General features: G+C 39.5%; 21 protein-coding genes and 2 pseudogenes. 20 read left to right on the plus strand and 3 right to left on the minus strand.

The window, feature by feature from the left end:
* The first annotated feature begins 5 nt into the window (after nucleotides 1-5).
* From IYQ91_RS04490 to IYQ91_RS04510, 5 genes are all read left to right on the plus strand, one after another.
* Nucleotides 6-2,582, plus strand: coding sequence for a pneumococcal-type histidine triad protein (locus tag IYQ91_RS04490; protein ID WP_195673196.1), 2,577 nt, complete (start codon nucleotides 6-8; stop codon nucleotides 2,580-2,582).
* Between the two features lie 519 nt (nucleotides 2,583-3,101).
* On the plus strand, nucleotides 3,102-3,599 hold the full coding sequence (locus IYQ91_RS04495; protein ID WP_049514024.1) for a GAF domain-containing protein: 498 nt from the start codon (nucleotides 3,102-3,104) through the stop codon (nucleotides 3,597-3,599).
* A complete protein-coding gene (gene dnaX, locus IYQ91_RS04500; protein WP_195673197.1) occupies nucleotides 3,599-5,263 on the plus strand; it encodes a DNA polymerase III subunit gamma/tau in 1,665 nt (554 codons plus the stop codon). The genes IYQ91_RS04495 and dnaX overlap by 1 nt, the downstream gene beginning before the upstream one ends.
* Nucleotides 5,264-5,301: 38 nt before the next feature.
* A complete protein-coding gene (locus tag IYQ91_RS04505; protein ID WP_003024260.1) occupies nucleotides 5,302-5,496 on the plus strand; it encodes a DUF3272 family protein in 195 nt (64 codons plus the stop codon).
* Between the two features lie 236 nt (nucleotides 5,497-5,732).
* Nucleotides 5,733-6,149, plus strand: coding sequence for a YjdF family protein (locus IYQ91_RS04510; RefSeq protein WP_195673198.1), 417 nt, complete (start codon nucleotides 5,733-5,735; stop codon nucleotides 6,147-6,149).
* Nucleotides 6,150-6,210: 61 nt separating this feature from the next.
* Here the strand turns inward: IYQ91_RS04510 and birA are convergent, their stop codons facing one another.
* Entirely contained in the window at nucleotides 6,211-7,146 is a 936-nt protein-coding gene (birA, locus tag IYQ91_RS04515; RefSeq protein WP_195673199.1) for a bifunctional biotin--[acetyl-CoA-carboxylase] ligase/biotin operon repressor BirA, read from the minus strand.
* 2 nt (nucleotides 7,147-7,148) lie between these two features.
* Nucleotides 7,149-8,150: a LacI family DNA-binding transcriptional regulator gene (locus tag IYQ91_RS04520; protein ID WP_195673200.1), complete on the minus strand. Its 1,002-nt coding sequence runs from the start codon at nucleotides 8,148-8,150 to the stop codon at nucleotides 7,149-7,151.
* A gap of 237 nt (nucleotides 8,151-8,387) precedes the next feature.
* On the opposite strand from IYQ91_RS04520, the gene IYQ91_RS04525 reads away from it, so the two are divergent.
* The 6 genes from IYQ91_RS04525 (at nucleotide 8,388) to IYQ91_RS04550 (ending at nucleotide 13,981) form a co-directional block, all read left to right on the plus strand.
* The gene (locus tag IYQ91_RS04525) at nucleotides 8,388-9,566 is read left to right on the plus strand and encodes a galactokinase (RefSeq protein ID WP_195673201.1); all 1,179 of its coding nucleotides are present in this window, start codon (nucleotides 8,388-8,390) and stop codon (nucleotides 9,564-9,566) included.
* Nucleotides 9,567-9,638: 72 nt separating this feature from the next.
* Nucleotides 9,639-11,120, plus strand: coding sequence for a UDP-glucose--hexose-1-phosphate uridylyltransferase (galT, locus tag IYQ91_RS04530; RefSeq protein ID WP_195673202.1), 1,482 nt, complete (start codon nucleotides 9,639-9,641; stop codon nucleotides 11,118-11,120).
* Nucleotides 11,121-11,163: 43 nt separating this feature from the next.
* Nucleotides 11,164-12,159 carry a UDP-glucose 4-epimerase GalE gene (gene galE, locus IYQ91_RS04535; protein ID WP_195673203.1) on the plus strand — a complete coding sequence of 332 codons (996 nt, stop codon included), beginning with the start codon at nucleotides 11,164-11,166 and terminating at the stop codon, nucleotides 12,157-12,159.
* A 143-nt stretch (nucleotides 12,160-12,302) separates the two neighbouring features.
* On the plus strand, nucleotides 12,303-12,437 hold the full coding sequence (locus IYQ91_RS04540; RefSeq protein ID WP_003024272.1) for a DUF4044 domain-containing protein: 135 nt from the start codon (nucleotides 12,303-12,305) through the stop codon (nucleotides 12,435-12,437).
* Nucleotides 12,438-12,494: 57 nt separating this feature from the next.
* Nucleotides 12,495-13,805: a GTPase ObgE gene (obgE, locus tag IYQ91_RS04545; RefSeq protein WP_195673204.1), complete on the plus strand. Its 1,311-nt coding sequence runs from the start codon at nucleotides 12,495-12,497 to the stop codon at nucleotides 13,803-13,805.
* 14 nt (nucleotides 13,806-13,819) lie between these two features.
* On the plus strand, nucleotides 13,820-13,981 hold the full coding sequence (locus IYQ91_RS04550; protein ID WP_003024275.1) for a hypothetical protein: 162 nt from the start codon (nucleotides 13,820-13,822) through the stop codon (nucleotides 13,979-13,981).
* A 32-nt stretch (nucleotides 13,982-14,013) separates the two neighbouring features.
* Here IYQ91_RS04550 and IYQ91_RS04555 read toward each other — a convergent pair whose 3' ends face one another.
* A complete protein-coding gene (locus tag IYQ91_RS04555) occupies nucleotides 14,014-14,964 on the minus strand; it encodes a polysaccharide deacetylase family protein (protein ID WP_195673205.1) in 951 nt (316 codons plus the stop codon).
* Between the two features lie 178 nt (nucleotides 14,965-15,142).
* Between IYQ91_RS04555 and IYQ91_RS04560 the strand changes: the two genes are divergently transcribed.
* The 9 genes and pseudogenes from IYQ91_RS04560 to IYQ91_RS04600 form a co-directional block, all read left to right on the plus strand.
* Entirely contained in the window at nucleotides 15,143-16,429 is a 1,287-nt protein-coding gene (locus tag IYQ91_RS04560) for a homoserine dehydrogenase (RefSeq protein ID WP_003042394.1), read from the plus strand.
* 1 nt (nucleotide 16,430) lies between these two features.
* On the plus strand, nucleotides 16,431-17,297 hold the full coding sequence (gene thrB, locus IYQ91_RS04565) for a homoserine kinase (protein ID WP_195673206.1): 867 nt from the start codon (nucleotides 16,431-16,433) through the stop codon (nucleotides 17,295-17,297).
* Between the two features lie 361 nt (nucleotides 17,298-17,658).
* Nucleotides 17,659-18,588: a hypothetical protein gene (locus IYQ91_RS04570; protein ID WP_021001753.1), complete on the plus strand. Its 930-nt coding sequence runs from the start codon at nucleotides 17,659-17,661 to the stop codon at nucleotides 18,586-18,588.
* A 156-nt stretch (nucleotides 18,589-18,744) separates the two neighbouring features.
* Nucleotides 18,745-20,052 (plus strand): PTS sugar transporter subunit IIC, encoded by a 1,308-nt coding sequence (locus IYQ91_RS04575; protein ID WP_195673214.1) that lies wholly within the window; start codon nucleotides 18,745-18,747, stop codon nucleotides 20,050-20,052.
* Nucleotides 20,053-20,065: 13 nt separating this feature from the next.
* Nucleotides 20,066-20,908: an alpha/beta hydrolase gene (locus IYQ91_RS04580; RefSeq protein ID WP_195673207.1), complete on the plus strand. Its 843-nt coding sequence runs from the start codon at nucleotides 20,066-20,068 to the stop codon at nucleotides 20,906-20,908.
* Nucleotides 20,909-21,107: 199 nt separating this feature from the next.
* Nucleotides 21,108-21,956, plus strand: a pseudogene (locus tag IYQ91_RS04585) (aldo/keto reductase).
* 545 nt (nucleotides 21,957-22,501) lie between these two features.
* A complete protein-coding gene (locus IYQ91_RS04590) occupies nucleotides 22,502-23,125 on the plus strand; it encodes a restriction endonuclease subunit M (protein ID WP_229311665.1) in 624 nt (207 codons plus the stop codon).
* The gene (locus IYQ91_RS04595) at nucleotides 23,106-26,315 is read left to right on the plus strand and encodes a type I restriction endonuclease subunit R (protein WP_195673208.1); all 3,210 of its coding nucleotides are present in this window, start codon (nucleotides 23,106-23,108) and stop codon (nucleotides 26,313-26,315) included. Before IYQ91_RS04590 ends, IYQ91_RS04595 begins: the two co-directional genes overlap by 20 nt.
* Nucleotides 26,316-26,539: 224 nt before the next feature.
* Nucleotides 26,540-26,732, plus strand: a pseudogene (locus tag IYQ91_RS04600) (restriction endonuclease subunit S); the annotation flags it as partial.

Below are 26,732 nucleotides of genomic sequence, written 5' to 3' on the forward strand. Positions count from 1 at the left end.
GAATCATGAAGAAAAAATATCTTATCGGTTCTGTTGCAGTTGTTGTCTTAAGTTTGTGTAGCTATGAGCTGGGGCGTCATCAGACAGTATCTAGCAAGGAAAATAACCGTGTTGCTTATGTAAATGGAAAATCTAAAGCAAACAAGGGTAAGCAAGCAGAGAATTTGTCGCCTGATGAAGTGAGTGCAAAAGAAGGAATCAATGCGGAACAGATTGTTGTCAAAATTACAGACCAAGGTTACGTAACTTCTCACGGTGATCATTATCACTATTATAATGGAAAAGTTCCTTATGATGCCATTATCAGTGAAGAGCTAATCATGCGCGATCCAAACTACACTTTGCAGCAGTCTGATATTGTCAACGAAGTAAAAGACGGCTACATTATCAAGGTGAATGGCAAGTATTATCTTTATCTGAAAGATCCGAATCATACAAGCAATGTTCGGACAAAAGAAGAAATCGCTCGTCAAAGGGCAGAATATAGCGGCAAAGGGCATAAAGGATCGAAAAGTAGTACTGTAACAACAGCTGTCAAAGAAGCTCGTGCGCAAGGTCGTTATACGACAGACGATGGCTATGTCTTCAATCCAACTGATGTCATTGAGGATACAGGTGATGCTTTTATCGTTCCGCATGGCAATCATTTCCACTACATTCCAAAGAGCGATTTGTCTCCTAGCGAGTTAGCAGCTGCTCAAAACTATTGGGACAATAAAACAGGCAAAAGTCGTCCACAATATCCGTCCAATTCAGGTCAAATTCCTCAGTCAAACGGAGGAATGAACCATCCATCGTTGGACTATCGTCCTGCTAATTCGGGAACGTCTAATCATACAGGAAATCAGCAAACTCAGCCTTCTCAACCAGCTCCAAAACAAACTGAACCGAAGCGCAGAAATAAAGCTGAAATCATTAAATTGCTGCGGCAATTGTATGCGACTCCTTTGAGTCAACGGCATGTAGAATCAGACGGTCTGGTATTTGACCCAGCACAGATTACAAAGCGGACTTCTAATGGAGTGGCTGTTCCGCACGGCAATCATTATCATTTTATCTATTACAATGAAATGTCTGATTTGGAACGAAAGATTGCGCAGATGATAACGCCGGGCGATGATTACTCGGAAGCAAAACAGCCAGAACAGGCACAGAAAGGCAATCAAATAAATCCAGATAAGAGCAAGCAGGAAGCTGGAAAAACTTCTGAAAAGGATAAAAATCAGAAAAAAGAAGAGCCTGCTGAACCAGAAATTAGCGATGAGCAAATCAAAACTTTCCTTGCTAAAGCAGAAGCTTTGTTAGAGAAGGTTTCAGATGCGCGTCAAAAAGCAAACTTTGAAGAGCAAATAAACGGCCTCAACTCAAATCTGTTATTAGGTATAGAGGAGAAAGAGAGCCTGCTTGCGAAAGCAAAAGCCTTGTTATCCGAAATAGTGAAAGCAACTGGTTCAGATAATGATTCTGCTAGTCAAAACACAGAATTTGCAAAGAAAGCGAAAATTGTGTTGATGTCTATCCGAAAAGCATTGGAAACAAAAGGAAATGCAAGCGATAAACTGGCTCAAGTGAATGATTTGCTCCAAAAAGTGGCAGACAAGAATGCGGATAAATTGGCTTTGCTAGATCAAGTCTTGAAACTCTCCGCCGAAGTGCACCCTGACCGCGCAGGCAAAGCAAATTCGCAAATTGCTTATACGGCTGATGAAGTTGCGCTAGCTAAAGCTGCAGGTCGTTATGCGACATCAGACGGTTATATCTTTGATTCGCATGATGTGACAGAGGAGCAGGGAGATGGCTACACTGCGCCACACATGACACACAGCCATTATATTCCTAAGAAAGATTTGTCAGAATCTGAGCGTAAGGCGACAGAAGAATATCTGAAAACCAAAGCGCCGAATGAAAAGAAAGAAGACAAGCCTAAAACTGATCCAAAGCAACCTCAAAAAGAAAGTGCGCAATTAATCTATGAACGCGTGACACCAGCTAAAAAAGTGCCGGTTGAGGCAATGCCATATCATACAGCTTATGTTGTGGATTACAAGAATGGGCAATTGATTATTCCGCACCATGATCACTATCACAATATTTCTCTCTCTTGGTTTGACGAAGGCCTTTACAACGCGCCAGAGGGTTATAGCTTGGAAGATTTCCTTGCTACGGTGAAATATTATGTGCAAAATCCAAACGATCGTCCTCACTCTGATGATGGCTTTGGTAATGACAGCAATCATGGTAAGCAAAACCAATCAGATGATGGCAAGAATTATGCACCAAATGAAGAGCCAGAGGATAAGAAAGACGACTCTGCAAGTAAAGAGGTAGATGATGAAAAGGAAAATTCAGAAGGGACTGAAAAACCAACAGTTAATGCTGAAGAAGAAGCTGAAAAGGCACGCGCAGCAAGCTATGGATTGTCTCTGCAAGATTTCCGAGCAAAAATGATTAAAATTGCTTTTAAATATGGTTTGAGCTTAGAAAAGTTTACCTATCATCCTGCAAACAAGACGGTCAGCTATACTGATTTGACAGGAACTGTCAAGTCTATCAATGTACTCACAGGAGAATTGGTTTCTTAATAATGCACCCCTCAAGAGTTGGAAATTGACTTTCCAGCTCTTTTGTTATTCTATGTTTATAGAGGGAGATTTTATCTTGTCCGCCTGGCGGACAAGATAAATTAAAAGAGATTCACACCGTCCGCCGGGCGGATAAGACAAACCAAAATGATTTCACTTCGTCCGCCGGGCGGATAAGATAAACTAAAAGAGATTCACACCGTCCGCCGAGCGGACAAGACAAACCAAAAGGAATTCATTCTGTCCGCCGAGCGGATAGAACAAACCAAAACTAATTTATCCTGTCCGAGGGTCGGATTGCTTCAACCAAAAGAGATTCACTCCGTCCGAGGGTCAGATTACTTCAACCAAAAGAGATTCACTCCATCCGAGGGTCGGATTGTCTCAATTAAAACTAATTCACTTCGCCCGACCCTCGGACGCCCCTTTATAAACTGACAAATCTACCATTTTTGAGGAATGACTTGCCCACTTGCGAAAAAACAGTCACGAGGCTGTTTTTTTGATATAATAGAAAGTATGAATCAATCAGAAAAAATTTCAAATTATCAATTACTTTTAGCGCAGCTTGAAGCATTACTTGAGGGCGAAAGCAATGCGTTGGCGAATCTCTCTAACAGCTCTGCTCTGCTAAACCAAGCCTTGCCTCATTCTGTCTTTACTGGCTTTTATCTTTATGACGGAAACGAGTTGGTGTTAGGTCCTTTTCAAGGGGGCGTTTCCTGCGTGCACATTGCTTTAGGAAAAGGGGTCTGCGGTGAAGCAGCAGCCAAACGGCAGACGATGATTGTAGAAGATGTGACCCAACATGGCAATTACATTTCCTGTGATAGCAGAGCTCGCAGCGAGATTGTAGTACCAATGGTCAAAAACGACAGCCTAGTAGGGGTGTTGGATTTGGATTCTCATCTGGTGGCAGATTATGATGAGATTGACCGAGAATATCTGGAAAATTTTGTGGCTCTCTTACTAGAGAAAACAAGTTGGAATTTTGAAATGTTTGGAGACAAAGCCTAATGTATCAAGCTTTATATCGAAAATACAGAAGCCAAACCTTCGGTCAGCTAGTTGGGCAGGAGGTTGTGGCGACAACCTTGCGGCAGGCAGTTGAACAGGATAAAATCAGTCATGCCTATCTCTTTTCAGGTCCCAGAGGGACAGGAAAGACCAGCGTAGCTAAGATTTTTGCTAAGGCAATGAATTGCCCCAACCAAAAGGATGGAGAGCCTTGCAATGATTGTTATATTTGCCAAGCCATTACCGAAGGAAGCTTAGAAGATGTCATTGAGATTGACGCGGCTTCCAACAATGGTGTGGATGAAATCCGAGATATTCGTGACAAATCAACTTACGCTCCCAGTCTAGCGAAGCATAAGGTTTATATCATTGATGAGGTTCACATGCTCTCAACGGGCGCTTTTAATGCGCTTCTTAAGACTTTGGAAGAGCCGACAGAGAATGTTGTCTTTATTTTAGCAACGACAGAGCTGCATAAAATACCAGCAACCATTCTTTCGCGTGTTCAGCGCTTTGAGTTCAAGTCGATTAAAACCAAAGATATTGTAGAGCACATTGAGTGGATTTTGCAGCAAGAAAATATTGACTTTGAAAATGAAGCGGTGCAGATTATCGCAAGACGAGCAGAAGGCGGTATGCGAGACGCTCTATCTATCTTGGACCAAGCCCTCAGCTTGACTCAAGACAATCAGCTGACAACGGCTATTTCTGAAGAAATCACGGGTTCTATCAGTTTAGGAGCATTAGACGCGTATGTAGCAGCTGTATTAGCGCATGATACGTCAGTGGCATTAAAAAATCTTGATGTCATATTCGACAGCGGCAAAAATATGGCTCGCTTTGTCACAGACCTGCTGCAATATTTCAGAGATTTGCTCATCGTTAAAATGGGTGGAGAAAATACGCATACGAGTGAAAGCCTTTTAGAAAACCTCAAGACTCCGCAGGAAAGATTGTTTGAGTTGATTGAGATTGCAACGAAGAGCCTTGCGGAAATCAAGAACAGCTTGCAACCCAAGATTTATACAGAAATGATGACCATTCGACTGGCAGAAGGGCAAGATAAAGCAGAATTACCCTCCAATATAGCAGGCGAGATAGAAACGCTCAAAGAAGAAATCAGCCAGCTTAAAAATCAATTGGCAAGTTTGCAGTCAAGTTCCGCACCTAGTAAGCCAGTACAGGCAACACGCTCAGCCAAAACAAGTAAGGGTTATCGAGTAGACCGCCATAAAGTGAATGCCATTCTGCAAGAAGCAGTTGAAAATCCTAGCCTGGCTCGCAGTAATTTAACCAAGTTGCAGAATGCTTGGGGAGAAATTATTGAAAGTTTAGCCGGAGCAGATAAGGCGCTTTTAGTCGGCTCACAACCCGTCGCAGCTAACGAAAACCACGCTATTCTTGCATTTGAGTCAAGCTTTAATGCAGAACAGACCATGAAACGGGAAAATCTCAACACCATGTTTGGCAATCTCTTAAGCAATGCTGCTGGATTTTCACCAGACATCTTGGCGGTTTCTATGACAGATTGGACAGAGATTCGGGCTGAATTTTCGGCTAAAGCGCGTGGAGAAAATGCACCACAAGCTGAAGAAAAAGAGAATACGGTCATTCCAGAAGGATTTGATTTCTTAGCGGAAAAAATTACCGTTCAGGAGGACTGAATTTAGATTTTTCTGCTGTTTCGTGCTATAATAGAATCATGACAAGACAACAATTTCTTACAACAGCTTTTTTCACAGCAATTGAAACGTATTTTTTTAACGAAGCAATGATGTCAGGACACTATTTATTTGCCGTTTTCTGGGCGCTTCTAGTGATTCGCAATTTACAGGTGAGCTATGTCATGGGTAAAATAGTGGACGAAATTGATAAACATATCAAACGTAAAAAATAAAAAGAAAGGTTGGGGCAAAAATCCTCAACCTTTTCTTGTCTTTTCAATTTGAAAAAATGCTCTGCTTGCTGTAAAATAAAAGTGCAAAGATAAAAACACAGTTTCGGTTGGTAGTCCGAACATATTCGTGACAGGCTAGATTTGTTTTTCTAATGACAATTGAAGTAGGTCACGACTATCAGTAACCCTCCTCCTTGGTTGTCCCTTCTTTGTAATGTATTTAAGGAGGATGCTGTATGGAACATGTTTCATTAGAATTGACCATATACTTTGAAAATGGCTTTTATTATGGCCTATTTGAGCAAGAAAATGCTCAAGGTTTGTCCGTTTGTCGGGTGACATTTGGAGTTGATCCCCAAATGAACGAGGTTTTGGAATTTGTTAATCAGAAGTTTTCACAACTACAATTTAGCCCGGCTGTTGCACTAAAGAAAAAAAGACATTGTGCAAATCCTAAACGTTTGCAGCGATTAGCAAAAAAAGAAATGAAGCGTGAAAAACGCTCAACGAAATCACAAGATGCACTAAAACTGCAACAAGAGTTAGATAAACAAGCTAAACGTTCCAGATTGAAAGCTCAAAAAGAATATATGCAAAATAGAAAATTCCAATTAAAACAGCAAAAACGCAAAGAAAAGCACAAAGGTCATTGATTTTGTGCCGAAAAAAGAAGGAGACAAGTTGATGTTTATTCAATTTATCTCCTTCTTTTATTTACCAACTTGTTAAAGAAACTTCACCGCTGTTTAGCCACATTTCTTGTCCGGTATCTAATTGGATCAATAGCTGCCCGGTATCTGATATTTCCTTGGCAACTCCTTTGTAGTCTTTGTCATTTTGGCAAAAAGTGACCGTCCGACCTAAGACAAGGGAGTGTTGTTTGTAAAGGTAAATCAGCTCGTCTGGATCACATTCATAAAAATCTTTCCAAATTTCAGCAATGAGTTCATTGCGTGTGATAGGTTGCTTTTCGTGGAAGAGAGAGGCAGCCCTATTTTTTAACTCTTTCGGAAAATCAGAGATTGCGAAATTGATGCCCACTCCAATAATCACATCAGTGACTAAGCCCGTCTCGACAGAAGTAATAGCTTCGGTCAAAATGCCGGCTATTTTCTTGCCCTTGTAGTAAATGTCATTGACCCATTTAATGTCCATTTCCATTAAAGTGAGGTCTTTAATAGCCTTATAAATGGCTCCAGCAGTCAGGATAGTATAGGCGGGAATTTGTTGAAAAGGGAGATTGGGTTTCAGATGAAGGGACATATAAATCCCGCCTTGATCTGGAGCAAAATAATTTCTGCCAAAGCGTCCACGACCAGCTGATTGATAGGAAGCAAGATAGAGCGTATTGGCAGGCTTACCAGCTTCAATACCAGCTTTGGCATCTAACTGAGTGGATTGGCAGTTTGGATTGAAGGAAACGTGGATGGGAGCAGCTTCTTCTATTTTCTCAGCAATCAATAAATCACCTGAAAGGAGCTTATAGCCTTTATTTTTAACGGATTCAATGTGAACGCCTTCTTTTTCCAAACGCTGAATAGCTTTCCAGATAGAAGTGCGTGAAATTCCTAACTCCTGTGCTAATTTTTCACCGCTGATATAGTCAGATTCTCGACTTAAAATGTCGAATAAAATTTCGTATGTTTTCATGTCTATAAACTGCTCTTTCTTAGGGTTAGTTTGGTGGCAAGTGTTACCATACGTGGAATGGTCGAGCCAGGATGTTGAAATTCCTCGTGCAGCAGTTGAAAGCCTTGTCTGCCCATTTCCTCTGTAAAGACAGTAACCGTGCTGAGTGGCGGATAGACGTACTTGGCAATAGACGTATCGTTAAAAGCAATTACATTAACACGATCTGGCACAGGAATATCTGCTTCTTGCAGTGCTCGAAGTGCACCCACAGCTAAAGCATCACTTGCTATGAAAAATGCAGTCGGAAGTTGTTTGCCTAAATTTTCAATCAATTCTTTCATCATAGAATAACCTGATTCAGATGAAAAGTTTCCTATTTTGACATATTTTTCTTGATAGAGTTGTTTTTCAGTTAGAAAATTTTTAAAGGTTACTAAGCGTGGATCAGATAGGATAGTGGTTTTGTCAGAAGTCTGTTCTTGCCCAATCAGCAGTCCAATTTGTTGGTGTTGCTTTTCTAAAAAGTGATTAAGAACAGCTATAACAGAATTTTCAAAGTCAGCCATCACACAGCTATGTCCATAGGCAAGTGTATTGCTATCAATAAAAACAAGGTGTTTTGTATAGAGTTCTAGTTCTTTAATTTTTTGAGTGCTAAATTTTCCAATCGCGATGATGCCGTCAACTTGATCGAGATGATTTAATTCTTCATTATTGAAAAAGCGCATAACATCATAGGCCAATTCTTGAGCTTTTTTCTCTACCCCAAGACGAATGGCATAGTAGTAGAGGTCGTCTAGTTCCTCCTCTTCTATGTACCATTCTACAATCGCAATTCTGCGGTTTTGGGAATTTCGCTTGCTTCCTCTTTTTGTTTTTTTATATTCTAATTCTTCTGCAATGTCAAATATCTTTTGGCGTGTCTCATCACTCACAGACATGGATTGGTCATGATTTAAAACGCGTGATACAGTTGCCGGAGAGACACCAGCACTTTTTGCAATATCTTTAATCGTTGCCATGATTGTTTCCTAATTTCTTTAAAGAATATGTCTATTATATCTTAAAAATTAGTAAAATACAAAAATATTTAGTAAATTTTCTAAAGTTTAGTATGAAAGATTGACGAGTATTATTTTTTACAACTTGATTGATAAAATTTTGGTAAAATTTTACTAAAATACTTGAAACTTTACTAATGATGTTTTATAATAAAGATAATAAAACGGTTACAATACCAAATAAAAAGGAGACTTTTTATGTCAACGACTCTTTCTATTCAACAATTACGTTCAGATTTTGCAACAGTTTTTGGAACAGAAGCAGATCATACATTCTTTTCACCGGGACGCATTAACCTGATTGGTGAGCATACAGACTACAATGGTGGTCACGTTTTTCCTGCGGCTATTTCGCTCGGAACTTACGGAGCGGCGCGCAAGCGTGACGATAATTTACTTCGTTTTTACTCAGCAAATTTTGAAGACAAAGGGATTATTGAGGTGCCGCTAGAAGATCTTCATTTTGAAAAAGGGCATAATTGGACGAATTATCCAAAAGGGGTGCTTCATTTCTTGCAAAAAGCAGGACATGTCATTGATAAAGGGATGGATGTCTATGTTTTTGGAAATATCCCAAATGGTTCAGGTCTCTCTTCATCGGCTTCTTTAGAGCTACTAACAGGAATAATTGCAGAGAGACTATTTGATTTAAAATTAGAGCGTTTAGATTTAGTAAAAATTGGTAAACAAACAGAGAATGAATTTATCGGTGTTAATTCTGGTATCATGGATCAGTTTGCCATTGGTATGGGAGCGGATCAACGGGCAATTTACTTAGACACGAACACGCTCGAATACGACTTGGTACCGCTTGATCTCAAAGACAATGTGGTTGTCATCATGAATACAAACAAGCGTCGTGAACTAGCAGACTCCAAATACAATGAACGCCGTGCAGAGTGTGAAAAGGCAGTAGAGGAATTAAAGCAAAAACTCTCTATTGCAACCTTGGGTGAATTAAATGAGTGGGATTTTGATGAATACAGCTACTTAATTCAAGATGAAAATCGACTCAAACGTGCTCGTCACGCTGTATTGGAAAATCAACGAACACTTCAAGCTCAAGCTGCTTTGCAAGCTGGCAATCTGGAAAAATTCGGTCGCTTAATGAATGCATCTCATGTCTCACTTGAACATGATTATGAAGTCACAGGATTAGAATTGGATACCTTGGCTCATACTGCATGGGAGCAAGAAGGAGTACTGGGCGCTCGTATGACAGGAGCAGGATTTGGCGGTTGTGCCATTGCTTTGGTTCGCAAAGACGCGGTGGAAGCTTTTCAAAAAAATGTTGGTCAAAAATATGAAGAAGTCGTAGGTTATGCACCGAGCTTCTATATTGCTGAAATCGCTGGTGGCAGTCGCGTATTGGATTAAACGAGCGTTTTACATAATAGTAATAAGGGCTGACGAGGATTTCAGCCCTTTCTATAAAAGAAAGGAAAATCAATGGCACGAAATTTACTGAATGCCTTTGTAACGGAGGTCATAGCAAATAGCTCTTTTACAGAAATAGACCGGATTTATCTAGCAAATCGCGTCATGAGTCTGGTTGGAGAAGAAGCTGCAAAGCAAGAGACAGCAGCAACCAGCTTAATTGATCTCAAAGATGATTTACTAGAAGTTGCTTTAGCAGTTGGAAAAATCGGCTCAACTCTTGCAGAACAGGATATTCTTGGGGCAGAGTTGATGAATTTAGTCACGCCAGCACCTAGTCAGCTCAATCAGCAATTTTGGCAAACCTATGAACAAGATCCTGAACGAGCTATTGCTGATTTTTATGAGCTTAGTAAGCGCAATGATTATATCAAGGTCAAAGCCATTGCTAAGAATATTGCCTATCAAACACCGACTGAATATGGTGATTTGGAGATTACGATCAACCTTTCTAAACCAGAAAAAGATCCCAAGGAAATTGCAGCAGCTAAGAAAGCCAAGACGAGACACTATCCAGCCTGCCAGCTTTGTTTTGAAAATGAGGGGTATCAAGGGCGACTAGATCATCCAGCGCGAGCGAATCATCGAATTATCCGCTTTGATTTAGCCGGACGAGAATGGGGCTTTCAGTATTCTCCTTATGCTTATTTTAATGAGCATTGTATCTTTTTAGATAGCAAACATACTCCTATGGCTATCAGTCGTGCTACTTTTGCGCGTCTTTTGGATATTGTAGGGACTTTTCCGGGTTATTTTGCGGGCTCCAATGCTGACCTTCCTATCGTAGGAGGCTCCATTATCACTCATGACCATTATCAAGGTGGACGACATACTTTTCCTATGGAAAAGGCAGAGCTGGACAACACTTTCACCTTTGCAGGTTTTGAAAATGTAGAAGCTGGTATTGTCAACTGGCCTATGTCGGTTTTAAGATTGCAATCAACTGATAAATCCGCATTGGTAGATTTGGCGGATAGAATTTTACAGAAATGGCGCAGTTATTCCGATCCGACTGTTCAGATTGTAGCTGAGTCAAATGGTGAACTACATCATACGATTACTCCAATAGCACGTCAAAAAAATGGTAAGTTTGAGTTAGATTTGGTTCTTCGGGACAATCAAACGTCAAAAGAGCATCCAGATGGCATTTACCATCCTCATAAAGATGTTCAGCATATCAAGAAAGAAAATATCGGCTTGATTGAGGTCATGGGCTTGGCAATTCTCCCACCTCGTTTGAAAAATGAGCTAAAAGAAGTTGAAGAATTTCTTTTGGGACAAAGAAAAGAAGTGGTTCCTTATCATCAAGCGTGGGCTGAGCAGTTAAAAGATAGCCATTCAGATATAACAGCAGAATCAGTCCAGACAATCGTGCGTACTTCGGTTGGTCAGATTTTCAAACGTGTCTTGGAAGATGCAGGTGTTTACAAGTACACAAAAGAAGGTCAAATCGCCTTTATGCGTTTCGTTGAATCAGTTGGTCTTAAGAAATAGCGCCCTTTTTATGATATAATATAAAAAATAGGAAGGAATGGTTATGGCAATTTTAGTATTAGGAGGAGCTGGTTATATCGGCTCCCACATGGTTGATCGATTGGTTGAAGCAGGACAGGAAGAAGTCGTCGTTGTAGATAGTTTGGTCACAGGGCACCGAGCTGCGGTTCACCCAGCTGCTGTTTTTTATAAAGGGGATTTGGCAGATAAGGATTTCATGAGAAGTGTCTTTTCAAAACATCCTGATATTGATGCAGTGATTCATTTTGCAGCTTTCTCGCTGGTAGCAGAGTCTATGACAGATCCGCTTAAATATTTTGATAACAATACGGCTGGTATGATTGCGCTTCTGGAAGTCATGAATGAAGTTGGTGTTAAGAAAATTGTCTTTTCATCAACTGCTGCAACATATGGTATCCCTGAAGAAATCCCTATTTTGGAAACGACACCGCAAAAACCAATCAATCCTTATGGTGAAAGCAAACTGATGATGGAAACGATTATGAAGTGGGCAGATCAGGCTTATGGTATCAAGTTTGTGGCTTTGCGTTACTTTAATGTAGCTGGTGCCAAACCAGACGGTTCTATTGGTGAGGACCACGGACCGGAAACACATCTTTTACCAATTGTTCTTCAAGTTGCTCAAGGAAAACGAGAAAAGATTGCTATTTTCGGAGATGATTACAATACACCAGACGGTACAAATGTTCGAGATTATGTACATCCGTTCGATTTAGCAGATGCTCATAGTTTGGCAGTTGATTACCTCCGAAAGGGCAATGAGTCTTCAGCTTTTAATCTAGGCTCGTCGAATGGGTTTTCTAATCTGGCAATCGTTGAAGCAGCACGAAAGGTGACAGGACACCCCATTCCACTTGAAATCGCAGGTCGTCGTCCAGGGGATCCGGATACACTTGTTGCATCGTCTGACAAGGCACGTCAGGTCTTGGGTTGGCAACCGAAATTTGACAATATTGAGATGATTATCGAGACAGCTTGGAAATGGCATTCGACACATCCAAACGGTTACGCTGATTGACATTGAAATCCAGCAGGAAGCCTGTTGGATTTTTACTTTGTGGGGATTTTCAGTTGTAATCTTTTTATTTCAGCTATCATTTGAAAAACTATCTTCTTCATGTTACAATTAGAAGAGTAAATTAAATACATAGAGGTAATATCGTGGCTTTTGGTGATAATGGACAACGGAAAAAAACAGGATTTGAAAAATTGACTTTGATTGTAGTTGTTATCATGTTATTGGTAACGGTTGGAGCAATCTTTGCAAGTGCACTTGGTGCTTTGAGCAATTTCTAATCCTCAAACGCTTGAAAGAGCGTTTTTTTAGAGTGAAAAACGAGAAAAGAGAAAAATATGAGTATGTTTTTGGATACAGCTAAGATAAAAGTCAAGGCTGGCAATGGCGGTGATGGCATGGTAGCTTTCCGCCGTGAAAAGTATGTCCCAAATGGTGGACCTTGGGGCGGTGACGGTGGTCGTGGTGGCAATGTTGTTTTTGTCGTAGATGAAGGGCTTCGCACTTTGATGGATTTTCGTTACAATCGTCATTTTAAGGCTCAGTCTGGTGAAAAGGGAATGACCAAGGGAATGCACGGTCGTGGAGCAGAAGATTTGATTGTTCACGTACCGCAAGGGACAACGGTTCGTGATGCTGAAACTGGAAAAGTCCTAACAGATTTGATTGAAAATGGGCAAAAGTTCGTCGTAGCTCACGGTGGTCGTGGCGGTCGTGGCAATATTCGCTTTGCGACGCCTAAAAATCCAGCACCAGAAATTTCTGAAAATGGTGAACCAGGTCAAGAACGTGAACTCCAGTTGGAATTGAAAATTTTAGCAGATGTCGGTTTAGTCGGATTTCCGTCTGTTGGGAAATCAACTCTTTTGAGTGTGATTACTTCTGCTAAGCCGAAAATTGGCGCTTATCATTTCACAACTATTGTACCTAATCTTGGAATGGTTCGGACGCAGTCCGGTGAATCCTTTGCTGTGGCAGACCTGCCTGGCTTGATTGAAGGAGCCAGCCAAGGTGTAGGACTTGGAACACAATTCCTTCGCCATATTGAGCGAACTCGTGTCATCTTGCATGTCATTGATATGTCAGCTAGTGAAGGACGTGATCCTTACGAAGATTATCTTGCTATCAATAAGGAATTGGAATCCTACAATCTTCGCTTAATGGAGCGTCCACAGATTATTGTCGCTAATAAAATGGATATGCCTGAAAGTGCAGAGAATCTAAAAGTCTTTAAAGAAAAATTAGTAGCAAATTATGATGAATTTGATGAACTGCCACAGATTTTTCCAATTTCAAGTTTGACGAAACAAGGCTTGTCAACGCTTTTGGATGCAACTGCAGAATTGCTTGATAAAACACCTGAATTTCTGCTTTATGATGAGTCTGAAATGGAAGAGGAAGCCTATTATGGCTTTGATGAAGATGCTCCAGCCTTTGAAATTTCACGCGATGATGACGCTGCCTGGGTTTTATCTGGTGATAAGTTGGAAAAACTCTTTACCATGACGAACTTTGACCGTGAGGAAGCTGTCATGAAATTTGCACGGCAACTACGTGGTATGGGGGTAGACGAAGCATTGCGGGCGCGTGGTGCTAAGGATGGTGACTTAGTTCGCATCGGCAAGTTTGAATTTGAATTTGTAGACTAAAAAGGAGTGATATCATGGGTGATAAACCAATATCCTTTCGCGATGAAAATGGCAATTTCGTTTCTGCAGCTGACGTTTGGAATGAAAAAAAGCTTGAAAAACTTTTTAACAAACTCAATCCGAACCGAAAGCTTCGCTTGGAACGTGAAAAATTAGCACAAAAGAAAAAAGAATAGGACTTGCTCATTTTTGAGCTAAGTCCTATTCTTTAATTTGTCGCAATTTCATTTAATAAGTCTTGGGCAGTTGTGGTTGGATTGACACGGACACGGTTGAGGGTTAGAAGTCCGTCATTAAGAGAAGCTAGTCCATTGTTGGTTGTTAACCCCATTTTATAGCCGAGGCTTTCAGCAATCTGTGTCGTTGTTTCACTATAACGTCCAGAAGGATAAGCAACCGTCGTTGTGTTTTGTGACAGGTTGCTGTCTAGATATTGCTTAGAAACTTGCAATTCTGTCGTTTGTGTTTCAGCATTTGCAAGGGATAAATCTGGATGATTAACGGTATGATCTTCAAAAGACATTCCCTTTTGCTTCATTTCCTTGATTTGCTCAAGCGTCAGCATATCCTCGCGTCCATTTTCGACAAAACCAGTAATGACATTATTGGTTGCCCGCATTTGGTATTTTTGAAGAAGTGGGAAAGCATTGGTGTAAAAATCTCTCAAACTATCATCAAAGGTCAACCAAACGACTTTTTTATTTTTCGGAAGGACATTTTCAGTCAAAACTTTATAGGCTTCCTTTGGCGTGAGAGTATAATAGCCAGCGTCTTTTAGAGCTTTCAAATGACTTTCAAACGTTTCAGGCGAGACAATCAAACCAGCATTTGCTGCTTCAGAAGGATCCATATTGTGAATCGCATGGTACATCAAAATAGGGAATTTAACAGGCTGATCTTGCCTTATCCATTTCACTTTGCTTACTTTTTCACTAGATCCAGATGTTTCTTTAGTAGTTGCTTGAGAAGTAGAAGATTTGCTCACTTGTGAAGTGGCAGTTCTTGTATGGTTATTAGCCAGATTTGTTCCAGAGCGTTTCCACATAAATGTTCCTGCAATCACTAGAACAACCAATAAGATGAAGCTTATAATAGCACGCCGTTGTCTCCTCTTACGAATACGATTTCGTACAGAACGATTACCAGAATGTTTTCCCATTATGTGGAACTCCTTTTACTTTTAAATCACTATGTATATTTTACCATATTTCTGACTAACCGTTCACAATTTTTTAAAATAGATTTCTATTATTTTTATAAAAATCCTGAAGTTTGCTTACTAGAAAAAAACAAGTTTATTTGCTATAATAAAAAGCATAAAATCTCAAGGAGTAGTCATGTCTATTAAAATTGCTTTACTTGGTTTTGGGACAGTTGCTAGTGGTGTTCCATTTTTATTGAAAGAAAATAGTGAAAAGATTGTGCAAGCAGCTCATTCAGAAATTGAAATTGCGAAAGTATTGGTAAAAGGTGATGCTGAAAAAGAACGCTTGTTAGCAGCAGGAAATCATTTTAATTTTGTCACGACGATTGATGAAATTGTAAATGATAATGAAGTAACGATTGTCGTTGAATTGATGGGGCGTATTGAACCTGCAAAAACTTTCATCACTCAAGCGTTAGAAGCAGGTAAACATGTTGTCACTGCAAATAAAGACTTGCTGGCAGTTCATGGCGCTGAGTTGCTTGAGATTGCTGCAAAACACAAGGTGGCTCTTTACTATGAAGCGGCAGTAGCGGGAGGAATTCCGATTTTACGCACGCTTGTTAATTCCCTAGCTTCTGATAAAATTACACGTATTCTTGGTGTGGTCAATGGGACATCCAACTTCATGATGACCAAAATGGTAGAAGAGGGCTGGTCTTATGAGGCGGCACTTGCTGAAGCACAACGACTTGGATTTGCAGAAAGTGACCCAACCAATGATGTGGATGGGATTGATGCTGCATATAAAATGGTTATTTTGAGTCAATTCGCCTTTGGAATGACGGTTAAATTTGAAGATGTCGCCCACCAAGGCATTCGCAATATTACACCAGAAGATGTAGCAGTTGCGCAGCAATTAGGCTATGTTGTCAAATTAGTTGGTTCCATTGAAGAAACGGAATCAGGTCTCGCTGCAGAAGTCACACCGACCTTTTTACCAAAAACTCATCCTCTTGCTAGTGTGAATGGCGTGATGAATGCAATCTTTGTAGACTCTATCGGTATTGGTGAGTCGATGTATTACGGTCCAGGTGCGGGACAAAAACCCACTGCAACAAGTGTTGTCGCAGATATTATTCGGATTGTTCGACGGATTAACGAAGGAACTGTTGGAAAAGCCTTTAATGAGTTTCAGCGTGAATTAGTTCTGGCTAAACCAGAAGATCGTAAGAGCCCGTATTACTTTTCGATATTAGCACCTGATGCGAAAGGACAAGTTTTACGCTTAGCAGAAATTTTTAATGCTGAAAATGTCTCCTTTAAGCAAATTCTGCAACAAGGAACAGACGGAAATACTGCGCGTGTTGTGATTATTACCCATGCTGTCAACAAAACGCAGCTAGAAAATGTCACTCGAAAATTGCAGGCAACTTCTGATTTTAAATTATTGAACACCTTCAAAGTATTAGGAGAATAAAATGAAAATTATTGTACCTGCAACGAGCGCGAATATTGGTCCGGGATTTGACTCGGTTGGTGTAGCTGTCAGTAAATATCTAACCATTGAAGTTTTGGGAGAAAGCGACCGTTGGCTGATTGAGCATGATTTGGAGCGGTGTATTCCTTCAAATGAACGCAATTTATTGATTAAAGTGGCGCGCAGAATTGCTCCAGCTATTCAACCTCATCATTTAAAAATGACAAGTGATATTCCTTTAGCGCGTGGTCTGGGTTCTTCTAGTTCCGTTATTGTTGCAGGAATTGAACTTGCAAATCAATTGGCAAATTTGCAGTTGTCAAATGCTGAAAAATTGAATCTTGCGACGAAAATTGAAGGACATCCAGATAATGTAGCACCTGCTATTTATGGTAATTTGACGATTTCTAGTTATTTAAACGAGAAAGTTTCAACTGTAGTGACGGAATTTCCAGAAGTAAGCTTTATTGCCTATGTTCCAAATTATGAATTGCGTACTAAAGACAGCCGTGGCGTTCTTCCAAAAGGTTTATCTTATCGTGAAGCTGTCACTGCAAGCTCTGTAGCGAATGTGGCTATTGCCGCTTTAATGAAGGGCGATATGGTAACAGCGGGACGTGCTATTGAGTCCGACCGTTTTCATGAGCATTTTCGCCAAGGTTTGATTAAGGAATTTCCAAAAATCAAGATGCTAGCAAAGAAAAACGGTGCGTATGCGACTTATCTATCAGGAGCAGGACCTACTGTGATGGTTCTAGCACCAAAAGACCAGTCGAATATGATAAAAGAGAAAATAGAAGATCAACAATTTAAAGGACAAGTTTTTGAGCTTCAGGTTGATTGCCGAGGCGTTCGAGTAGAAAAATGAGAAGAGAGTGAAGAGGGTGGAACAGAACTAATGAAACGAAAATTTAGTTCGTAATCCTACCTTCGTAAGGTTGCTCAATAGTCTGAGCAACTATTGAGATGGCAGATAAGGAAAACGAAGTTTTCGCCAAAAGTGGCTCTTCCGAGCTTGAAAAGTGAACCCGCTTGGAAAGCTCTATCTGCCACCTCAAGGCAGTACTTTGAGCAATCAGTCGCTGCGTCGTTGATTTATTACATAGTGTACTTTTTAGGTTGGGAATTTTTGTCCTAACCTCTTTTAATATTTTTACAAAAAATCTCCTCTTGTCTATTTATTCAAATGTATGCTATAATAAATAAAGAATATATAAAGGAGCACGGTTATGAATAAACTTGATTTGCAGGCGCTTGCGGATGAGTTAGGGTTGCAATTTGATGAGACTTCATCTGTTATTTTTGGTCAAAAAGATGGTTATACTTTCTATATTGAACAAACGAATCAAAAAAATCAATACTGTATTTGTTGTTCGGTAAAAAATGGTGAAGCATTACCATCTTTGGAAGAATTCAAAGAATTGACGAAATCTTCTAAGGCTTTGAAAACTTATCAGGTTAATTTATATAAAGCAACTTTTTATATTAAAACTGGTATGACTAAAGGAAAAACACGTGAACATATTCGTCAGGGATTACAAGACATTATCGCGTTCTTGAAAGAAAGAAATCTGACGAATGTTTGCGAGCAGACCGGAAAAGCAGGGCAAGTGGATGTTTATCAGGTAGGAGGAAATTTGTTGCTTCTTTCACCAGAAGCCTTTCAGGAATTAAGTTCGGATTTGTCTATCGCCAATCAAGCTTATGATCATCAAAAAGAAAGTATCTTAGCAGGTACAGTAGGGGCATTTCTGGGAAGCTTGATAGGGGGAATTGTTACCTTAGTGATTGCTCAACTTGGTTATGTAGCTGTTGTCTCAGGAATTGTCATGGGAGTTTGTACAGTAAAAGGGTACGAATTGTTAGGTAAAAAGTTGTCTAAAGTTGGTATCGCGATTAGTGTTGTTTTTATGCTTATCATGATGTTGGTTGCGCACCAATTTGACTATGCAATTCAGCTTGCAAAAGCAGAAAGAGCAGATGTTTTTACCGCTTTTACTTATCTGACAAATTATATCTTAAATGGCAATGAAGTACATATTTCTTATTGGACAAATCTTGGTTTGCTATTATTGTTCACAGGTGCTGGGGCTGTGGGAACGATTATCAGTGCTCTTTCCGCACAATCACAGAAATATCTTACAAGAAAATTAGGGTAAGTTTAAATATTTTAAGGCTTGGATTTTCATCTGAGCTTTTTTAGATTTAACTTACAAACTATTGAATATTTGCTATGGTTATTCATCAAAATATTTAGCATGTTATTTTTACTTAGTCTAATTGAATTGTCGTCTCAACTATGCTACAATCAAGCTATGATGTTCAATAAATTAACCAGAAAAAGTCGTATAGATCAATACTTAATAAAAAAAATGATTGCCTTTCGGCAAATGAGTTTCATTAAAATTACACAAGAAACATTGGTATCGCTCTTTCCTTTTTTCTTGCTAACAACGACAACAATGGTTTTGTCAGAGTCGGTTTTTTCAGTAAATGGTTATATTAACAACCTATTCAGCGTTCGCTCTTGGTTTCCTCATTTTTCAACTATTAGCTTAGTTACGACAAATTTCACCTATCTGATAGGGGGATTGGCAGGACCATTAGCGACTTATTTTAGTGCAAAATACACAGCTGGTTATTATGGTCGTAGTACGGGGACAGCTGGGATTACAGCCTTTATTTTTAGCTTATTAGTTAATTCGCGCGAATTATTTTCGGTGGTTTTAAATGACGGCGCTTTGACGAAAATCAATCTTCCTGTCAATATCAATCTAATTGTTGCGATATTGATTGGTTATGTGGTGGGACAAATTTTTCGATTTTCAAGTCCGAATGATGACCACATTGTAGATGAGCATTTTATTTATTACCCTAAAACGTTGCGCCCTATCTTTTGCTCGTTTGCTCTGGCTGTCTTGGTTAGTTTTCTCATTAATCTGGGCAATCGACACAATGTTTTTTCAACAATTGCAAATTTTTTGTCAGGCTTAATTGTCAATAGAAACAATATCTTTGTCATTGAAATGAATACCGCCTTACGGACTTTTAGTGCTTGGATTGGAAATAGTAATCCATTTAATAACCTGCCATTTATCAATGACTCCTTTGTCTTGGATAATCTCAATTATGCTTTGAAACATCATACTACAACAGGGGTACCTTATCTCTTTTCAACGACCAATCTGTATGATGCTTATGGAACGTTTTCAGGACTGGGCGGAGTTTTAGCTCTTCTCGTAGCTATTCTCTGGAAATCTCGGAGCGACAAAGACCGAGATGTGAGTTTGAAAAGTATTTTCCCTTCCCTTTTTAACCATGGTGTAGCCTTTATGGTTGGGATTCCTATATTTTTCAACTTTCTATTTTTAATCCCTTTTATCCTCGTACCAATGCTGAATGTCTTTGTAGCTAGTATTTTTCTATACTTTAGAATAATGCCTCCGGCTGTCTATCCAGTTCCTAGCGGAGCGCCAAGTGTACTTTATGCTTTTATTGGGACAGGCGGAAGTTTGCGAGCATTAGCAGTAGGAATTTTCATTTTTATTATCGATATTCTCATTTATATCCCTTTTGTGAGATTTAATGACCGGATTCATGAGAAACTCAGACAAATGGATTAGAAAGGAGGCGAACATGACTAAAAAGGTAAAAATAGTGTTACTAATTGTTCTAATTTTTTTGATAGGACTAGCAGTTCCCTCTTATAGTTGGACGAGAAAAAACATTGATCAAATTGCTAAATTTTATAATGCTCGGATGTCGCCAATCATTATGATACCAGGTAGTTCTGCTACGGAGAACCGCTTTGACGGCTTGGTTCAAAAGCTCAATCAAAGACGTCGTGGCGTGAAGCATAGCTTGCTCAAAGTTAAGGTCTGGAATGACGGACGAATTACATATAGCGGATCTATCGCAGCGAATGATAACGAGCCAATCATTGTAATTGGTTTTGAAAATAATAAAGATGGCTATAGTAACATCAAAAAACAGGCCAAAATGGTTGACGCTGCCTTTGAAAATCTCCAAGGAAAATACAATTTCAATAATTTTAAGGGCTTGGGTCACTCAAACGGTGGTTTAATTTACACAGCTTTTATTGAAAATTACCTCGGCAGCTATGATGTGGAATTGAAGAAGTTGATGACAATCGGGACGCCTTATAACTTTACTGAAACCAATATCAACAATAAAACTGAGATGTTAGCTGATTTTATTAAAAATCGTGAAAATATTCCGACCACTTTAGCTATGTATTCTGTTACAGGAACCATTACTTATGATTCAGACGAATTGGTACCAGATACGAGCGTGAGTGCAGGGAAATATATTTATCAAGGACAAGCGGCGCACTATACTGAAACCACAGTCACAGGTGCGGATGCCCAGCACTCGGACTTGCCAACCAATGATGAGGTTGTCTTCTTAGTTCAAGAGCGCCTTGTAGATAGACAAAACCAGCGAAATCAAAGAAATTGAGAAGGAGTAGGACAGACGCCTAGGGCTGCTGACACAATCATGGTCATCTATCCTAATCTCCTCTTTTTGTTGTTATAAATTATGAATCGGACGATAATTTGCTATTCATTTTTTGCATACCACTCTGCAATTTTGCTATTGTACTTTTTCTGAAAAGAGCGTTATACTTATAATAAAAATTGTGAAAAGAGGAAATTACATGCAAAATATAACCTTAAACAACGGTGTAGAAATTCCAATTTTAGGTTTTGGAGTGTACCAAATTGCTCCCAAAGATACCAAAAGAGCTGTACTAAATGCTATCAAGGCAGGTTATCGTCATTTTGATACTGCTCAAGCCTATGCCAATGAACAGGAAGTAGGTGAGGCGATTCGAGAGTCTGGGATTGACCGCAAAGAGTTTTTCATCACTAGTAAAGTCTGGCTATCCAACTATGGATACGACAAGGCTTATGCCTCGGTTTTAGAATCTCTTGACAGAATGGAGTTAGATTATCTGGATCTTATGTTGCTCCACCAACCTTTTGGTGACTATTATGGTGCCTACCGTGCTTTGGAAAAACTTTACAAAGAAGGAAAACTTCGAGCGATTGGTGTGTCTAATTTCTATCCAGATCGTCTCAGCGACATTGTAGCTTTCAATGAGATTACACCACAAGTCAATCAAGTGGAAACTCACCCACTGAATCAACAGATATTCGCACAAGAAAATATGATAAAAAATAAGGTGCAAATTGAATCTTGGGCTACTTTTGCAGAAGGTCGTGGTGACATTTTCAACAATCCAATTCTCAAAAGTATTGCTGATAAACATGGTAAATCCACTGCACAAGTCATGGTTCGCTAGCAAGTTCAACGGGGAATTGTTTGCTTGACTAAGTCTTCACGTTTTGAGCGAATGAAGGAAAATATTGATGTTTTTGACTTTGAACTCAGTGCAGAAGATATGGCAAAGATTGCAAGTATGGATACCCAAACCAGCCTTTTCTTTAATCATCAAGAAGCCAGCACAGTAGATCTCTTTTTAGGATTTCTGGGGAGAAAATGAAAACAGGATTTTCGTTTGATTTCAGAAAATAACTATGTTGGTTTTCATTCAGATAACATTTTAATAACAATTGGGTATAATTGCTTGATTTTCGCTTGAGGAAGATTATTATATATGTAAGTAATCTGATGTAAAGAATGCTTTATTATAATTTTTGAAAGGTTATCTAATGTTAACTCCAAAATTTACTCTATTTGTTCTTGCTAGCTATTTTATCTTACCAATTATTGCATTGTTATTTCCAAACAAATATGTTAAATTAATCATATTTGATATTTCTATTAGAAAATATTTTGGTGATAGGTCTGTATATAAAGGGCAAGTATTTTAACTAATCATCTTATTTTACAATACAATAGTACCAAGAAAAAGCCTAACTTTTTATTTTGATTGAGTTGGGCTTTTTCATTTCTCAAATCCTTATATCGCTAATGGCTAATCTCGGAGTAGATATGCCCTATTTCAATTTGTTTATTTTGTAGTTTTTTAAAATTACAAAAAACACTTGACAAATTTTTGATTAGTGGTAGAATAATTTTGTAACGATGGATATAGTAATTTCAGAAAGGCACGATTTTATGGTAAGAGTGACAGAATTCATCACATTTGAAAGTGGATCTCCTCAATTTAGAATTAAAGAAACTGTAGATAAGGCTGCTCCCCTCTATTTTTTCTACGGACAAAATGAGCTGGAAAGTGATTTATCCCAAATAGAAATGAATCAGAGTGAAACAAAGAGCATTCGGACCTTTGATCCTGTTTTGACAGTTGCAGAAGGAGATATTGTGTTTAGTTTAATATCCGGGAAAGCGACAATTGTCGGGAAGAATCACGCAGGTTTTCTAATTACTCAGAACTATCTTAGATTAGTTGTAGATACTCCTGTCATACCAAGTTATATCGTCTATCTTTTAAATGAAGATTTGAACATTAAACATCAATTTCAGTTGAGTTTACAAGGTTCTTCAACATTAAAATACACAGTAAAACAAGTAAGAGAGTTACGATTGCCAGCATTACCGACTATTGAGCGTCAATCTTTAATAGGAAAACTCTATTTAAAACAACTTCATTTAGAAGCACTTCAAAAACACCTAATAGAACTCAAAACGAAACGATTGCTATTTCAACTGAAGGAGGCAAGCAGCCATGAAAGAAGCGCAATTTGAGAAAGAACTTATTGAATATTTGTCGACAGGTACGATCGTTCAAGATACAAGTGATTCGACAGTTCATGATCGTCTAGCAGATTATGTGACGAAAACCAAATTATGGACTTATGAACCGTCCATTAAAACGACGGAAGCGCTCTGGGAGAATTTCAAGAAGATACTGGAGCAGCACAATTATCAAAGATTGCAACGTCCACTTAGCCCGACTGAGTTTGCTCAAGTAAAAGCGATTATCTCAGATCTCCACACGCCATATATGGCAGGTCAGTTTTTGTATGGGCTGAATGGCATTTCAGAGATTGGGATTGACTCAGATGACGGACAGCATATATTTTTGACTGTCTTTGACCAAAGACAGATTGGGGCAGGTGACACCATTTATCAGATAGTCAGTCAGATTGAGCGGCCTGCAGTTATTGCTGGAAAGCAGGATCGTCGTTTTGATACAACGCTTCTGATCAACGGCTTGCCAATTATCCAGATCGAAGAAAAAAAGGATACTCATGATGTCAATGAAGCACTCAACCAAATGCACCAGTATATTGAAGAAAATCAATATCGCGATATTTTTTCAACTGTACAAATTTTAGTTGCCATTACACCAAATAATGTCAAGTACATGGCGAACACAACTGCAGATAAGTTTAACAAGGATTTTGCTTTTAACTGGCAGCGTAAAAGTGACAATAGTATTGTTCGGAATTGGAAAGAGTTTGCAGACTCCATGCTCTCTATACCGATGGCGCACCAGATGGCGACCAATTATATGATTTTGGATGGAACCAAAAACAAACAGATGCTAAAAGTCATGCGCCCCTATCAGGTCTATGCTACTCAAGAAGTCATCGAAGGACTAAAAAAAGTTGATTTTGAAATGGGTACCAATAAAGTGGGCTATATCTGGCATACGACGGGATCTGGGAAGACCATTACCAGCTTTAAAACAGCGTGGCTAGCTAGCCGTATGCCCAAGATTGATAAGGTTGTCTTTGTCGTAGACCGGATTGCTCTTACCAATCAGACAACCGAAAATTATCAAGCCTATGATCCAGATGGAGCGGGTGAAAAAGACGATGGTAAAATCTTTGATACAAAAAATACAACTGATTTAAGCCGAAAGTTAAAATCAAAAGAGAATGGTATCGTTATCACATCGATTCAAAAACTGAACACACTCATCAATCGTAAGTCCTTTAAATCACCTGAGAAAAATATAGTTTTTATAGTAGATGAAGCACACCGGTCAACCGGTGGCAGCTCTTTCTCAGATATTCAAAAGGCCTTTAAGCGAGCAGCCTGGGTTGGCTACACGGGGACACCGATGTTTGACGATATGGGAAAAGAAGTGCGGACAGAGGATGTTTTTGGCAGACTACTGCATGCCTACACCATCCGTGAGGCGATTGCGGATCGCAATGTATTAGGATTTAAAGTCGACTTTGAGACCACCATTAGCGAAGAAGAAATGAAGGAAAATTACCTACCAGCCTTCTATCGGGAACGCTATCCAAAGTGGTCCGAGGAGCAGATTCAGGAAAAAATCGCCAATCTTTCGCAAGAAGATATGGATGATGCCGTGGAACCCAGCTTTTATGACGAAAATGAAGACCATGTGAAAGAAGTTGTAAAGGATATTTTTGCTAACTGGCGTAATCGCTCCAATGACGGGAAATACAATGCTCTCTTGACTACTCATGTCGGTGGCAACAAGGCCAGCACGCCAATGGCGATGATGTATTTTAGAGAGTTTCAGCGGGTTAATCAAAAGTTGATTGAAGCTGGAAAAGAGAGTCAAACTTTGAAAGTGGCAGTCACATTCAGCCTTAATGCTTCTAACAATGATAGCATGGTAGCTACCAATAAAGGGCTACATGAAGCTATGCAGGTTTATAATGCTACTTTTGACACTAAATTTGGTTTAGACAACGTCTCAGGCTACACAGAAGATGTCACTTCACGATTGAATAAAACGGCCGCAGATGGACAGTTTCTAGATCTTGTTATCGTGATTGATCAGCTTCTGACGGGATTTGATGCTCCAGAGCTCAATACACTATATGTCGATCGCACATTGAAAGGCGCTGGGCTAATACAGGCATATTCACGAACGAATCGTGTCTCAGACATGCAGGAAAAACCATGGGGGCGCGTGGTGAATTATCGCTGGCCTGCTCAGAATGAAAAGCTGATGAATAAGGCATTGGCTATCTACGCCAACAAGGATTCTGCCAAATTATCAGACAAAGAACTCCACGAGCAAAATAAGGAAGATGGCATTACTGCGCCAGAGTTTAGAGAACTGTTTAACAAAGTGAAGCAAATCGTTCAAACTCTGTCAGAGATGACGGAATCTTTCACCCAACTTCCACCTTCTGAAAAGAAAAAGGAAAAAATGTTGGAGTTGCTTCAGAATTATAATGCTGGCATTGCTAAATTGAAGCAATATGATTATAATCCAGATAGTGATGTAGTAGAAGGTTTCGACTATGATAACCCGGATGCTCTCATTGAAGCTTTGGGCATGACAAGCACGCAGGAAGTAATGCTGACAACTGTTTTGACAAATGAGCTCAAGACGCACCTTTCTAAAGCAAAGAAAATTCCTTTCTATCAGATTGAGCTGAGGATGACGCATATCAAGGATGTGAAGGTTGACTACGACTATCTGACAGAATTGGTAGAAGCCCTCTTGAATCAGGTACACGAAGGTCGGATCGAAGAGGCAGAAGCAACACAGGAAAAAATCAATCAGTTTGCCAATGGTTTGGACGATCGGAGCTATGCTCAACAGATTATGGATGCAGCAGATATGATTATCAAAGGACACTTCCCTCCGGCTGGCAGTGAGTTCCACTATCCCGCTAAATTGAATGAAGATGATAGCAAGAGTATTATTCAGGAGGCGAGTACTATTAGTCTCGACCGGACGCTGCTTGATTTTCGTTTGAAGTGGGGAATTACGGATGTTATCACTAGCAGTCAAATGCGTCAGTTGTTTAGCCGTCACCGCTTTGGGCAGCAAGATCTGGATGATACAGGGCAGATACAAGATATTGTGACCCAAGCCAGCAGCAATTATAAAGTCATGGCTAGTGATGACGCTGTTCAAACTCTCTCAAAAATCAAATACCGGAATAGCCTGCGTCAAGCCATTTACCAGCTGGCGGACGATTTGACAGAGAGATGAAATTGACAAATAATCGAAATAAACGTAGAATAGAGCTAGGATTACGGCTTAGCTCCGCCTCTGGAAAATTCCAAGCGTACCAGTGCTGAGCCGTTTTTGTTGCAAGAGTTAGTTGGAAGGCTAAGATTCGACAACTAAAAAATTTTATATAAACAACCGGTGTCTTTTTACAGATGTGATGAAAATTTTAACAAAGTCAAATTAAGAAAAAAAGAGGAAAGAACGTGGAAAAAGAGAAAAACAAGGAGCGAATCCCACAATTACGCTTCCCAGAATTCAAAAATGCCCCTGCTTGGGAACAGCGGAAGTCAGATAAGATTTTTCAATCGGTATCTGATAAAAATCATCCAGATTTGCCTGTTTTGTCTGCCTCCCAAGAATTGGGAATGGTGAAAAGAGATGATGTAGGCATAGATA

Source organism: Streptococcus sp. HF-2466, assembly GCF_015594645.1.
In the GTDB taxonomy this organism is placed as follows: domain Bacteria; phylum Bacillota; class Bacilli; order Lactobacillales; family Streptococcaceae; genus Streptococcus; species Streptococcus anginosus.